General features: G+C 37.6%; 12 protein-coding genes. 2 read left to right on the top strand and 10 right to left on the bottom strand.

Annotation, left to right across the window (positions count from 1 at the left end; genetic code table 11):
* Positions 1-5: 5 nt before the first annotated feature.
* The 7 genes from HW347_RS03745 to HW347_RS03715 form a co-directional block, all read right to left on the bottom strand.
* Entirely contained in the window at positions 6-725 is a 720-nt protein-coding gene (locus HW347_RS03745) for an ABC transporter ATP-binding protein (protein WP_214610589.1), read from the bottom strand.
* Positions 725-1,498, bottom strand: a complete 774-nt coding sequence (locus HW347_RS03740) for an ABC transporter permease (RefSeq protein WP_214610588.1) — start codon at positions 1,496-1,498, stop codon at positions 725-727. The genes HW347_RS03745 and HW347_RS03740 overlap by 1 nt, the downstream gene beginning before the upstream one ends.
* Positions 1,488-2,342: an ABC transporter permease gene (locus HW347_RS03735; RefSeq protein WP_214610587.1), complete on the bottom strand. Its 855-nt coding sequence runs from the start codon at positions 2,340-2,342 to the stop codon at positions 1,488-1,490. The genes HW347_RS03740 and HW347_RS03735 overlap by 11 nt, the downstream gene beginning before the upstream one ends.
* The gene (locus tag HW347_RS03730; RefSeq protein ID WP_214610586.1) at positions 2,332-3,555 is read right to left on the bottom strand and encodes an ABC transporter substrate-binding protein; all 1,224 of its coding nucleotides are present in this window, start codon (positions 3,553-3,555) and stop codon (positions 2,332-2,334) included. Before HW347_RS03730 ends, HW347_RS03735 begins: the two co-directional genes overlap by 11 nt.
* A gap of 82 nt (positions 3,556-3,637) precedes the next feature.
* Complete coding sequence (locus HW347_RS03725; protein ID WP_225901801.1) at positions 3,638-5,080, bottom strand: SusD/RagB family nutrient-binding outer membrane lipoprotein; 1,443 nt, start codon at positions 5,078-5,080, stop codon at positions 3,638-3,640.
* Positions 5,081-5,119: 39 nt separating this feature from the next.
* Positions 5,120-8,338, bottom strand: coding sequence for a SusC/RagA family TonB-linked outer membrane protein (locus HW347_RS03720; protein ID WP_214610584.1), 3,219 nt, complete (start codon positions 8,336-8,338; stop codon positions 5,120-5,122).
* A gap of 90 nt (positions 8,339-8,428) precedes the next feature.
* The gene (locus HW347_RS03715; protein ID WP_214610583.1) at positions 8,429-9,139 is read right to left on the bottom strand and encodes a TIGR04282 family arsenosugar biosynthesis glycosyltransferase; all 711 of its coding nucleotides are present in this window, start codon (positions 9,137-9,139) and stop codon (positions 8,429-8,431) included.
* A gap of 361 nt (positions 9,140-9,500) precedes the next feature.
* Between HW347_RS03715 and HW347_RS03710 the strand changes: the two genes are divergently transcribed.
* Positions 9,501-10,118, top strand: a complete 618-nt coding sequence (locus HW347_RS03710) for a TetR/AcrR family transcriptional regulator (RefSeq protein ID WP_214610582.1) — start codon at positions 9,501-9,503, stop codon at positions 10,116-10,118.
* Between the two features lie 7 nt (positions 10,119-10,125).
* On the opposite strand, the gene HW347_RS03705 is transcribed toward HW347_RS03710, so the two are convergent.
* The 3 genes from HW347_RS03705 to HW347_RS03695 are packed head-to-tail and all read right to left on the bottom strand — an operon-like array spanning position 10,126 to position 12,621.
* Complete coding sequence (locus HW347_RS03705) at positions 10,126-11,175, bottom strand: glycosyltransferase family 9 protein (protein WP_317195301.1); 1,050 nt, start codon at positions 11,173-11,175, stop codon at positions 10,126-10,128.
* The gene (locus HW347_RS03700) at positions 11,162-11,764 is read right to left on the bottom strand and encodes a DUF4254 domain-containing protein (protein WP_214610581.1); all 603 of its coding nucleotides are present in this window, start codon (positions 11,762-11,764) and stop codon (positions 11,162-11,164) included. The genes HW347_RS03705 and HW347_RS03700 overlap by 14 nt, the downstream gene beginning before the upstream one ends.
* A 32-nt stretch (positions 11,765-11,796) precedes the next feature.
* Positions 11,797-12,621: a hypothetical protein gene (locus HW347_RS03695; protein ID WP_225901800.1), complete on the bottom strand. Its 825-nt coding sequence runs from the start codon at positions 12,619-12,621 to the stop codon at positions 11,797-11,799.
* A gap of 318 nt (positions 12,622-12,939) precedes the next feature.
* Between HW347_RS03695 and HW347_RS03690 the strand changes: the two genes are divergently transcribed.
* The gene (locus tag HW347_RS03690; protein ID WP_214610579.1) at positions 12,940-13,161 is read left to right on the top strand and encodes a DUF6341 family protein; all 222 of its coding nucleotides are present in this window, start codon (positions 12,940-12,942) and stop codon (positions 13,159-13,161) included.
* Positions 13,162-13,173: the final 12 nt, after the last annotated feature.

Genomic DNA, 13,173 nt, shown 5'->3' with positions numbered 1-13,173 from the left:
TGAAGCTATAGCAACCCACCCCAAAACTCTATTTCACTCTGTACACCAGTTTGTGGGTCCTGAATAAAATCCTTCTTATCCTCATATACTTTCAAAACTCCATCTTGCATAAAACCAATTTGATTGCCCATCAGTACTGCTTCTTTCAAATCGTGGGTCACGAAAAGTGATGTAATATCAAATTCTTCAGTCAGCTTTTTAAATAGCTCTTGCATCCGCTTTCGAGTACCGGTATCTAAACTACCAAAAGGTTCATCCAATAACAAAAGTGAAGGATTGGTGCTAATAGCACGACCAAACGACACCCGTTGTCGCTGCCCTCCAGAAAGCTGGGTTGGCATTTTGTCCGCCTGTCCTTCAAGCTCAAGGCTGTGGAGCATATGTTCCACTTTCTCTTTAATTAAACCTTCTGGTATTTTCTTTAGTCTCAGACCAAAGGCAATGTTCTCAAAAGCATTTAAATGAGGAAACAACAAGTCTTCTTGATACAAGTAAACAATGCTACGCTTTTCAGGCTTGGTCTCCGTAATATCTTCTCCGTTCAGTAGAATTTTTCCTGAGTCAGGTGGCACGAGTCCACCAATAGTTTTAAGCATGGTGGTCTTACCACAGCCCGATTTACCAAGAATACTTAAAGTATGTTTAGCGCTCAGTGAAAAGTTCAGATCTTTGACCACCTTTTCATCACCAAAACTCTTTACGATATGTTGTACCTCAAGAAACATTAGACAAATTTTTTAAACACGTAACGCTTGTTAAAATATAATAAAACTACTGGGGGGAAAATCAATAGACAACAACTTAACGCCCCATAGAAATAGTTAGCCTCCTTAATAAACAAAAACACCTTAATTGTAAGTGTCTGTACTTTTCCAATGCCTATTATAGAAGTTAATCCATATTCAAACCAAGAAATAAGAAACGTTTGAAAAAAGCAAATAAGTATAAGTCCTTTAGCTAAAGGCAGCAATACTTTTGTGTAGGTCTGCCATTTATTCCCGCCTAAGGTAGCAACTAAGTCTTCATAGCTTTTTACCTTTTCATTCCAAAAACTACTAAAAAACAAAAGTGCATATGGAAAAGCGATTATAAACTGCGCGACTACAACTCCTGTCATATTTCCGAAAAGGCCCATTTTTAAAAAGAAAAAACTTAGACAAGCGGCGAAAACAACAGGCGCCAAGATATAAGGGAAATAAGCCAACAACGTTAATACTCTTTTTTTAGGGTGATAGAAAACAGCTTTACTGATTAAAAAGCCCGAAGTCGTAGAAAACACCGCAACCGATAATGATATCACTAATGATGAGAAAAAACTCTTTAATAATCCAGCTTCAGAATTAAAAACCGTTACCCAGTTTTTAAAACCAATATAAGAAGGCCAAACATCTGGAAATCGCCATTCCGATGCCAATGATAGAAACACGAGATAGACAAATGGAAACAGAATTAACAGCACCACTAAACTTAATACGAAGGGTTTCCAATTAAGTCGCATAGGCTCTTTTTCTTTTCGGGAGAAATAATAAAATAGCCGCAACCGAAACAATTAGCGTGTACAAAACGGCAACCACGTACCCTTCTGAAATTTTATCTAAATCGTATTGTTTTATTTCTTGAATAATCAGTACCGATAGCATTTGTGGCGATTCTTGTCCTAAAATTAGCGGTACCTCATAAGCGCCTAATAAAAAAATAAAATAAAGCACAATAAGTACCCATGTCTTCTTTAAGAGAATAGGTAGAAAAACACGCCGTGAAATCTGATTAGCATTTGCACCAAGGGACTGCGCCAATATAGAAAGTTCTTCTACTCGCTCATTTTTGTAAACATTCAAAAAAAGCAACACAAAAAATGGTGTAATCATGGTAAGAAAAGAAAATATAATACCTATTGCTAAACCATCATTTACCAAATCAGGGAATTGTGAAGCTTCTGTTATAAATCCTAATTTATGACTGATACGGGCAAAAAAACCTCCTTTTGAAAAAAGTTGAAATGTAAAAAAGCCTGTAACAATACCCGGTACCGCCAATGGTAGATAGATGATAAAAGACATAAACCGTGTCTCTAGTTGTTGTCTAAATTTTAATGTAATCCAAAGTGCGCCTCCAACAGAAATAGCCACAGCTACTAGCGCTATCAAAAAACTGTACCCAAAAGATTTAAAAAATGTCCCAGAGGTAATAACAGACTCCCAGAATTGAAGCGTAAAACCATCATTAGCAACCCCAATTATTCCAAAACTATATAATAGGGCATAGATGAATGCTGCAGCAAAAGGCACTACGCCTACCAACACAAATAGCAGAATTCCTATGTTTAGTTTTTTAATTCTCAATTACATTTTTTCTAAAATCCTCATACAAACGTATCATATACTCCGGAGCCGGTTCGGCAATGGCGTTAACCTCCAGTTCTTTAAGGGTAGGGCCGTATTGACGTTTTCGTGCATCTAGGAATTTATCCTTCCATTCGGTATCCAGTTTATCCATCGCTAATACGGTATTGGAATCCATTCCTTTGGCATCTGCCTTCTTTAACTGTGCCTCAGGGGAAAGCAAGAAATTAATGACCTGCATTGCACCTGCTTTTTCTGGTGAGTTATAAAGGATACCCAAGTAGTTAGAGTTCCTTATTGTACCATTGGACCAAGCGTAACCCTTTGTTGATTCCGGATAAAGACCGGTCAGTACTTTATCTTCAATACCACCCTCATTAAACCCGTAGGCTATGAGTAATTCTCCATTAGCGTAAAGCTGATTCATTTTAGATTGCTCCTTTGGAAAAGTACTCCCTTCCTTCCAAAAATACTGTTTGTTATCGTTTATAAATTTCCATAGTTTCTGAGAAAGCTGTTTGTATTTATTCTCATCAAACGCACCATCCAATACATTAGGTCCGCCTCCTAATTCTGCCATAAAACTCTTTAAAAGAGTCATACCGGTAAAGTCATTAGATATGGTAAAGGTCCCAGGGTGCTCTTTAATGAAATTTTTAAGCTCTGGAATATTTTTAGGAGGATTGGGAACCTTTTCAAAATCGTATACGATTGCAAACTGATTAATGCTCCACGGTGCTTCCATGCCATTCACTGGCTGTTGAAAATCTGTACTTATATATGAATCTTCAAAATTAATTAATGAAGCATTGGGGAGCTGTTCTACGAACGGACCCCATAACCCTTTCACTTTTCTTAATTGAAAAAAGGTCTCTCCGTTAATCCAAACCATATCTACCTGCCCTTGCTCAATATCTGCCTGCTTCTCGCCCATAACCAGCTGTACAATTTCCGGTCCCTGGCCTCCACTAATCTGTAAATTGATATTGTACTTCCCTTTAACACTAGGAACCACATAATTATTAATGTAATCGTTTATAGCAGTACTGCCTTGCCACATCATAAAATTAACGGTTGTTCCTTCTGCTATAGCCTCAATATCTTCCCAAGGAGCACTTTTAAGCTTATCGTCATTATTTGTAGACTTCTCCCCACATGATTGCACCACTAAGCTCAATAAAAAACCGAATAGTATAAATTTAATTCTCTTCATTGATTATGCTTCTGTTTGCTTTGTGGTTCTCTTGGTCGTTTAAAATGTTGTGACCTTTATAAAATCTCGTTATAATACTTACTTATTCTTTTTCCCACCAATTTTGACTATTGATATTATCTCCTCCAATTCGCTCTGCCGCAATCTTATAATTAGCACTATTAGTTGCTTGTTCAGATTCAGGATACAAATACCGAACGGGATATTTATTATTGTTCAAGTTGTCTGGGCCCGGTTTTAAACTGGGAACCCCTGTTCTACGGACATTGAACCAAGCTTCGTGCCCGTTTGAAATTAAACTAAACCACTTTTGCGTCAAAATTTTATTGAGATTATCTGTACCGTTAAGTGCCACTGTTTCTTGTGAAAGATACTCCTCCGGTAGCTCAACAGTATAATATTCAAAACTGGCCGCAATGCCTGCCTCATAATAGGCTTGCACATCACCTGTAATATAACCTCGTTCTACAGCTTCAGCCAAAGCGAACTGTACCTCTGAATACTGCATAAACTGTGCATCTACACCATCGGGTACATCTCTAAAAATAGCACCGAACAAAGAAACGTCATTTAAATCAATTCCCCTTGCAGCAATTGTTTCACGACCTTGGCCATTCTGTAATCCCTTAAATTCTGGTTGACCATTATTAACACTGGCCTGAGTAGGCTTGTATAGTACATTAACCCTTGGGTCGTTCCACAGTGTCAATACCGAATCTACCGTGGTGGTCATACGATGTTCCTGATATAAGCCTAAAGCTGATAATGTCATTGGGTATTGATTGGGTGCGGAGGTCAAATAAGGCAATACGGCGTTATCTGCATTTGACTGCATGAGTTTATCTGAAGAGGCCAACGCCTGAATCTCTGAATAATCAGTTAATCGCTTACTGATACGCATTAGGTAGCGCAAACGTAAGGAATTGGCAAAACGCATCCATTTGTTCAAGTCTCCGTTAAAAAGTACATCGCCATTGATAGTGGCATTAGAATTTTCTAGAGTAGTCGAAGCCCGTTCCAACACTGCCAAAATACCAGTATCAGAGTTTGTGTAAATACTCTCTTGTGTGTCATAGGCTGGTGTAAATTGGCCATCTAGTGCATTTACGGCATCAGAATAAGGAACATCTCCCCACATATCTGTTAACTGAGAGAATAGAAAACTTTGCATAACATCACCCACAGCATTGTAAGCATCATTAGAACCCTGCAATTCTCGCATAGATTTAATATCGCTCAACAACTGAAAAATCGTATTCCAGTACTCGCTATTTGTACCCATCTCATAACGGTCAATTCGTTCAAATTCTACACTAGCAGCAAACTGTTGAATATAGTTTGCTAGACGAAACCCTTGAGAAAAGGCATTTTGGTCTGCTTCTACTGAAATAATGTTTGACAACAAAAACTGTGGATCCACGGTTTCTGGTGAATTTGGGTTTTCATTGAGCTCATCAAACTCATCGGTACAACTACCTAATAAAACAGTAAAACTAATGAGACTTAGTATATATAGTTTGTTCATTATCTTTATTTTTTGAGTTCCTATCATGATTCCTTCGTCTTAAAAATCGGTTTTAATGTTGAATCCGAAACTTCGGGTCGAAGGATATGAAAAGTCTTCCACACCATAAACGATACGCTGTCCTTGTAAAGCATTTAGCTCTGGGTCAAAATGAGGGTTTTCGGTAAACAATAATAAATTGCTACCTACCAAGCCCAGTTTTATATTCTGAAAACCTATAGACTTTGATAATTTTTTAGGGAAGTTATAGTACAACCCCACTTGACGCAGTTTTACATAAGACGCACTGTACAATGCACTGTCCTCATTACCACGGTCAAAGAAATTGTTATAAAACTGACTTGCAGGTACTGAGGTGGTATTAGCTACATATTGCGGACTTTCCGCCGTACCAACATTCACTACACCGTCACCAATGACTCCGCCTTCACGACCAACTAAGGTTTCTTGCAAAACACCGGAAGTACTTCCCAAAGCCTTAATTCTAGAAACAATAGTGCCACCTTTTCGCCAATCGAAAAGGATAGTCATGTCAATATTTTTATAGGAAAACTTATTATTGAAGCCTACCGTAAAATCTGGGTTGTAATTCCCTAGAAGTCGTAGGTTTCCGTCTTGCACAGGCAGACCATTTGCTCCAAAGACCGTTTGGCCATCTACTTCTAGAAAACCAGTACCGTACATATCGCCAACGCGACCATTTTCCCTTGCGATATAAAAAACGGTATTAGAACCACCCCCACCCGAAAAAATATCCGCAGTACCCGTTACAAACTGATCAACACCATCCGGCAATTTGGTTACTTCACTTCTATATGTAGAATAGTTTACAGATGATTCCCAACTGAAATCTTCTGAACGAACCACTTCTGCACTTACCAAGGCCTCAAAACCTCTTGTTCGTACCTCACCACCATTAACATTAAAGTTTGAAAAACCACTGGTCTGCGATATAGGTCTTGAAATGATCTGGTCAATACTGGTATTCTGATATCCTGCAAGATCTAATTGAAATCTTCCGTTAAAAAACCATGCTTCCAAACCAGCTTCTAGCGCATTCAAACGTTCTGGTCTTAAATTAGCGTTCTTTAAAACTGTTTCATTGGTTACCCGAAAACTGGACCCGTAATTCTGATTAAAAACAAAGTTTTGTACATTTTGATATGGGTCCGTATCGTTACCAACACTAGCCGCACTAAATCTAAGATTCAAATATGAAACAGCTTCGGGCAACGTAAACATATTGCTCACCACATAGCTAAGCCCCGCCGAATAATAGCCAAAAGAATTACTATCACTAGGTAATGTACTACTCCAATCATTTCGGAAAGTAGCATCAAAATAAAGTGAATTTTTATAGGAAAGGTTCCCACTTGCGTATACACTATTAATACGCTTATTAAACTTCTGACTATCTCCTTTTAGCGGAGTTCTTGAATTGGCCAAAGTATAAATACCAGGAATTGCCAATTGAGAGGCTTCCGAGTATTTGTATTGAATATCCTGATCAAAACGGTTGGCACCTGCCGATACGTTATATTTCCAATCGGCATTGATTTTATCCGAATAGGAAAGCAAAACATCCGTATTAAGTTCCCTAAAACGAACATCATCCTCTCGATAAGTACCCAACGGATTCTGATTGGTACTAACTGCTCTTCGAAACTCTCTTTTATCATCATAGGTATCGATACCTGCACGAACGCTAAGGCTTAATTTATCCGTTATATCATACGTAGCCGAGGCATTACCTAGAATTCGGTTTTTATTGAAACTGTTGGTATTTTCAAAAACGGTTAAATAGGGATTTGTTAACCATAAATAGTTAAAATCATAATGTTGAATGCCTTCTTGGCCTGCCTGCCAATAATTTTGTAACGACTCAACATTGGTGTTTCTACCCGTCCAGTTAAACCCATAAAGCGGATTTTCATAACCATACCCCAAATTGGGACGGTTACCGCTACGGGTGTTGATATAGTTCAAGAAAGCTTTGACTTTAAACTTTTCATGTACATTTTGGTCTATACTAAGAGCCAACCCGTTTCTTTTTAAATCGGTATTGGGCACGATTCCGTCGTTCTTTAAATTGCTATAAGACAGTCGTGCACTTCCTTTTTCTCCACCTGTGCTAATGGAAATATTGTTCTGATAGGTTACCCCTGTTTCAAAAAAATTACGAACATTATCAGGTCTTGAGACCCAAGGAATACCCGTTATATCTGTAAACGAACCATCAGGTCTGGTACGAGAAATGACATCACCTGCACGAACTGGGTTTCCATCAATATTTACGGAAGGGCTATCAAACTGAGCAATAAGTTGCCCTTGATCTAGGCGTGGACCATAGCTACTAATTCCGCCATCGTTTACACCGGCACCTATTCCGTTTTGAAAAGCATACTCGCCATTAGAACCACCGCCATACTCATTTTGATAATCAGGCAAGGTCAATAAACTTTCCACCGTTAACGTGCTATTGATGCTTATACCAAGTCCCTTTTTCTTTCTACCTCTCTTTGTATTAATAACTACTACACCATTTGCCGCCCGTGCTCCATACAAAGCTGCTGAACCGGCTCCCTTAAGAATAGAGATAGAAGCAATATCATCTGCACTAATGTCAGAGCCTCCATTACCAAAATCTACTTCTTGAAGAGCTCCATCATTTACAAGGTTACTGGTAATCTGTTCATTACTGATAGGTACACCATCAACCACAAATAAAGGTTGGTTGCTACCGCCCAAGGAGTTCTCACCTCTAATAACGATACGAGATGAAGAGCCTACTCCAGATGAGCCGTTCGTAATTTGAACTCCAGCTACACGACCAGCAAGACTGTTCACCATGTTCGTAAGTGGCACTTCTGTAAGCTGTTCCGCCTTCACAGTAGTTACTGCAGAGACTAACGATTGCTTCTCTCTTTCAATGCCTAAAGCAGTGACCACAATTTCATCTAGTTGCTCGGAAGAAAGTTCCAGTGTAATTACCTCAGGTAAGCTTCCGTTTACCGTTGCAATCTCTTTTGTTATATATCCTATGGATGCAATACTGATCGTAAAATTTGTTGCTTCGGTCTGAAGCGTAAAAAATCCTAATTCATCTGATACTACATAATTATTGGAACCTAACTCGTTTACCGTGGCATAAGGCACAGCCTGGTTATCAGTATCCATTATTTTTGCAGTGTATGAATTGGTTTGGCCATATGCCAATATTGTACATAGCTGCATAAGCGCTATTATAGCTGTTTTCATCAAAATTCAATAAAGGGTTGTTATTTGTTTTATGAAAAGGAGAATGCCATACTATTACACTGCTCCTTTTCTAGCCCAAGTAAGACTAGACTATGCTGCAAAAAGAATTGCAGGCGGACCTCTTAATTGAGAAGAAGATGAATAATTATCTGAAAAGAAGAATGTTTTTGAGTGAATAGCACGGTTTGTAAAGACCGTTAAATGATTCAAGATGAAGTCTACTAGAATAACATCATCCGAACTATATAAAAATTGATGTAAGGCATGAGCTGTGTCAATATCCGAAAGTTCATCAAAGTAATGAGCTTTCCCTTTTTTCCAGAAAGCGCCATTTACTAAAGTATTGAACAAGTTAGCCTGCAACCAAGGGAGCGCTTTAAATTGGTCCAAGTTGAAGAATTCCCTACGCATCCCCAACAAATAGACTCCTCCGTCTGTTGAAGGGCCTATAACCAAATCATTACTCTGTATGCGGTCAACTGCCTGCTTAAGCACTTTAGCTGTTAAGTCTGGCGTGTCATTACCAATGGATAGCACTTTGTTGTACCCTAGGTCAAAAAGCTCTTGAAAAGCATTCGCATACCGTTCTCCAAATGAGGTTCCTTTCTGTAAGCTTTCGTCTATTACAAAAACATCGGCCTTTGTAGAGGTGGCAATTTCGTGGGTACGGTTGATAAGGATATCAAAAAACCCTTTAGAGGATTTTTTGTTGCGTTTGCCAAAAAGCGACTTTCGTTCCGCTTCCAGCTGTGCCGAAAGCGAGAATATTAATATCGCGGTATCCTTACTTGTTTGCCCCATTTCTCAAGTTTCGTCGTAATAGTTTTTCAACCTTACTCAACTTTTGGGTGCAAGATACTAAAGAAGTGATATTCAATTCACGCACCTGTATATATTTTCTTACATCTCTGTGATGTGTTTATTAGATATAAAGCAGCTAAAAAGTGATTGTTCTAATGACATACAACCTATTTAAGCTCGGTAATCGACACTATTTACCGACTATGTGGTTTGTACGTCACTCGTTGAATGACCACATATTAGCCAATTTGGTCCTTTTATCGAAAAATTTGGTCGCATGACCCCTCTTCTCGAACATAGCATTCATTGCAGGGGTTATTTGTATGAGACCCAACGGTCTGTTTAACCCAAATTTAAAATTATGACCAAGAGCTTAAAACGTATGGCTACCATGCAAAGAATGCAAGTAACAGGATTAGAGTTCTTTTACAAAAACGGATACTATAACACGAGTATTGATGATATTTTAAAAGAGTTGTCTTTATCTAAGGGTGCTTTCTATTATCATTTTGATTCAAAAGAGGATTTCTTCGTTCAGATTATTGAAAATCTATTGGTGAGAAAAATGTACAGTCAGCTTATAGAGCCTATTGAAGGTCATGACAATACATTAGATCTTATTACACAGTGTTTTGAAGAGGCTTTAGAGACTGCGGTTCATAATGAATTCGACTTTGGTTTTGTGCTGAGTAACTTCATCAACGAGTTTAACGGTAAGAACGAAACTATAATGAAGCACCTGAACGATATTCTTCGTATTTGGGAAGTGAATTTAGTATCTGCCGTACAACGTGGTAAATTTAATGGCCATATTGATAGACATGTAGATAGTGAAGGTGTTGCCGTTTATCTTATGAGCTCTTATATTGGTGTTAGAACCTTAATGGTAGAAACAGCTCCTAGTGCACGTAAATACAGATTTATGTCTCAATTGCGTCAGTATTTCAAATCTTTAGAGCCTAAGACGGCAACAGTATAAAACCGACTTATACTTTATCTAAAACGAGTTGAAGTTTGTTTACAATGGTTTCGGGTAGAATTGTACGCATTGCCATTTCGTAACCCTCTGGCATTTTATTACCATATACCGATGTTGGAATGAGCGGGAATTTTTCCCTATCGGCACAAAGAGCATTATCCATATCCTGACCAAACGGATAGAACCCAGCATACGGGTGAGTAACTCCCCAAATTGTAATTACGGGAATACCGTACATAGCAGCCAAGTGCGCGTTGCCGCTATCCATAGACAACATGATGTCTAAATTTGATATAAGCGCCAGTTCATCACTAAATGAAAGTTTACCAACCATACTCAAACAGTTATTAAACTTACTATCAAGAACTTCCAACTTCTGTTCTTGAAGAGAACCGCCGCCAAAAAGAAATATTTTATACTTATCAGTATTATTAAGAGATGTTATAACCTCTTCCATTAATTCTAAAGGATACGTTTTCCCTTCAAACGCTGCAAAAGGGGCTATACCAATCCACTTTTTTGAATCTGAGCCAATTATTTTAAGCGCATCCTCCGACAGGGTTTCTTTAGGTAATACCGAGTCTTTTGATAAATTGATAGAAAAACCTAATTCTTGAAATACATCTATATATCGTTGATGAGTTGTTTTTAAAAGTTTAAAAACTTTAGAAGTACTTTTGGTTAGTGCCTTTTTTTCTGGTCTACCTTTATCAATCTGCTGAACCGGAATTTTGCCATACTTAAAATACCGCTTTAGTACTTTGCTTCGCAGTACATTATGCAAATCGGCTACAGCATCAATTTTTAATTTTCTAAGCTCTCTATATAGCTTCCACAATCCAAATGCACCCTTATGCCTTCCTTTTACATCTGCTTCATAAACGTCAACGTTTGGTAGTGTAATAAACATTGGACTGAAAAATTTACGCGTAAGCACAGTAATTTTCAGTTCCGGGTATTGTTTTGTTAAAGCAATAAGCACAGGTACAGTCATTGCGACATCGCCCATGGCCGAAAGCCTTATTACTAATACGTGATGTGGTTTATTTTTGTCCACGGAGAACTGGGTTCATCTCATCATCATTATACATCTTCATCTGTTTGTAAACTTTCATATACTTATCGCCAGCCTCAATATCTGCTAACAGTTGATCTATTGCAGAAGATAGGTCTTTAAGTTGTTCAAGTAATACATTCAGTTTCTGAGTACATTTTTCAATATGCTCAGCAGAGGCATCCGTTCTGTCAACCTCTTCTTGCATATGATAGATTTTCAATGATAAAATTGAAAGCCTATCTATAGCCCAAGCAGGGCTTTCTGTATTTATAGTAGCACCATCCTTAACCTTAACGTCTTTATACTTCTCGAAAAAATAACCATCGATAAACTCTACTAAATCGGTTCTGTCTTGATTACTTGCGTCAATTTTTCTTTTTAAAACTAGCGCGTCAGTAGGTACAATTGCAGGATCACGAATAATATCTTCATAATGCCATTGAACCGTGTCTATCCAGTTTTTACGATAGAGCAAATGAGCTATATCATCTTTAGGGTAGGGGTTTGTAAAAGACTGATAAACATCATCCTTAACATGATATTTCTGAATACTTCCTGTAAAAATAGTATAGGCGAACTTGCTGAACATCTTTTATTGCTTTAGCGCAAAGTTATTCATAATTATTTTATCGCAATGGCAGTCATCAATACCAAAAATGGAATAATTACTGCAGCCATGAGTATAATCTCACGAATATTGGCTTTCCGTAACGACTCAATATACTTGGTCATAAAAACAACTGCCGGAAAGAAAGTAATCATAATAGGGTACACATTGTCTGATAGTAGCAGTACATTTAAAACTAGACCTATAATAAAAGAAAGAGCTATTAGGCGCATGGTAATCACTCTTCCGAACCCGGCTTTTCCCAATTTTAGAAAAGCCAAAAGGCCCGCTACAAAAGTGGTCAATGCGAATAAAACAAGTTTGGTACTATGCCCCCAATACGAGAAGTAAGTGATATTGAGTGAAACCGTAAATTTATAATGTTCTGCAAAAAAATCTTGTGTACCAGACAGAACAAGAACACATTCTGTAATCATAAGCACCGTAAAAGCAGCGGCAAGTGGCACCAACCAGTTTCTAATATTCTTTGGTTCATAAAAATATATGGCGGCCAACACTAAAATTAGAAACAACAAGGCCCAATCATAAAAGAGACTTGAAACTAAAACCCAAATGGTTGCATCAAAAATTTTAAACTTAATCTCTTTCAATGACCTAATACTTATTAGCCTTCTAGTGGCCAACAATAGGAAAAAGCTACAAAAAATAGCATTAGAATCTAGCAATGTTTCTGGAAACACAACCATTAACAGTCCATAAAAAAGTATGGAAAAGGAGTTTGCACCCGTTACTTTATTGCGCTTCACAATAAAATTTACAATGAAAATGCTGAAAAATAAAACCGCCAAAATAAACATCTGCCAAAATGTTTGACTCATGGAATAGATTCTATCGAACATAGAAAAGTGCACGAACCAATAGAAAACAAAGAGAAACGAAAGAATTATTATGTAGTTAATTGGCTTTGTCTTGCCAAAAATGATTGATATCATTTGAAAAATTATCTAAATTTTCACCGGTCGGTATTATAGTTTATTCACCCTATTATGGGGTGACAATTTTAGTGCAATAATCTCTATTCTTTAGCCGTTAACCTTATTTTATTAAAATATTAAAGTTGACAAACTAAATCATCAAAATTAAAATTAGAAAGTTCCCGTGCTTTTTATACTTTTGCAGTTGTAAATATAGCTAAGATGAGATCATTTTTTGAAGGAATAGCAGATTTGTTCGTAAACCATTTATTTTGGCCATTGGATCAGTTGCGTCATATGCACAGCTGGTGGGGCGCCAATTTTCTAAACTGGATTTTTGCTGCAATTGGTTTTGTTGCTTTTATCTATTGGATGTTACAACTTAAACAATATAGTGACAATGACGAAGAAGATAAATCTGTCTCTTCTCACTCTTACCTATAAACCTTTTCAGGT

The organism is Zobellia barbeyronii (assembly GCF_018603515.1).
Classification (GTDB): domain Bacteria; phylum Bacteroidota; class Bacteroidia; order Flavobacteriales; family Flavobacteriaceae; genus Zobellia; species Zobellia barbeyronii.
The sequence above is the reverse complement of the archived record's forward strand: the minus strand, read 5'-3'. Positions and strand labels throughout refer to the sequence as shown.

Bases quoted from the DNA above. Each gene is read 5' to 3' on its own strand.
- HW347_RS03690 (WP_214610579.1), top strand. From the start codon at position 12,940: ATGAGATCATTTTTTGAAGGAATAGCAGATTTGTTCGTAAACCATTTA.
- HW347_RS03695 (WP_225901800.1), bottom strand. From the start codon at position 12,621: ATGAGTCAAACATTTTGGCAGATGTTTATTTTGGCGGTTTTATTTTTC.
- HW347_RS03700 (WP_214610581.1), bottom strand. From the start codon at position 11,764: ATGTTCAGCAAGTTCGCCTATACTATTTTTACAGGAAGTATTCAGAAA.
- HW347_RS03740 (WP_214610588.1), bottom strand. From the start codon at position 1,498: ATGCGACTTAATTGGAAACCCTTCGTATTAAGTTTAGTGGTGCTGTTA.
- HW347_RS03730 (WP_214610586.1), bottom strand. From the start codon at position 3,555: ATGAAGAGAATTAAATTTATACTATTCGGTTTTTTATTGAGCTTAGTG.
- HW347_RS03710 (WP_214610582.1), top strand. From the start codon at position 9,501: ATGACCAAGAGCTTAAAACGTATGGCTACCATGCAAAGAATGCAAGTA.
- HW347_RS03720 (WP_214610584.1), bottom strand. From the start codon at position 8,338: ATGAAAACAGCTATAATAGCGCTTATGCAGCTATGTACAATATTGGCA.
- HW347_RS03725 (WP_225901801.1), bottom strand. From the start codon at position 5,080: ATGAACAAACTATATATACTAAGTCTCATTAGTTTTACTGTTTTATTA.
- HW347_RS03745 (WP_214610589.1), bottom strand. From the start codon at position 725: ATGTTTCTTGAGGTACAACATATCGTAAAGAGTTTTGGTGATGAAAAG.
- HW347_RS03715 (WP_214610583.1), bottom strand. From the start codon at position 9,139: ATGGGGCAAACAAGTAAGGATACCGCGATATTAATATTCTCGCTTTCG.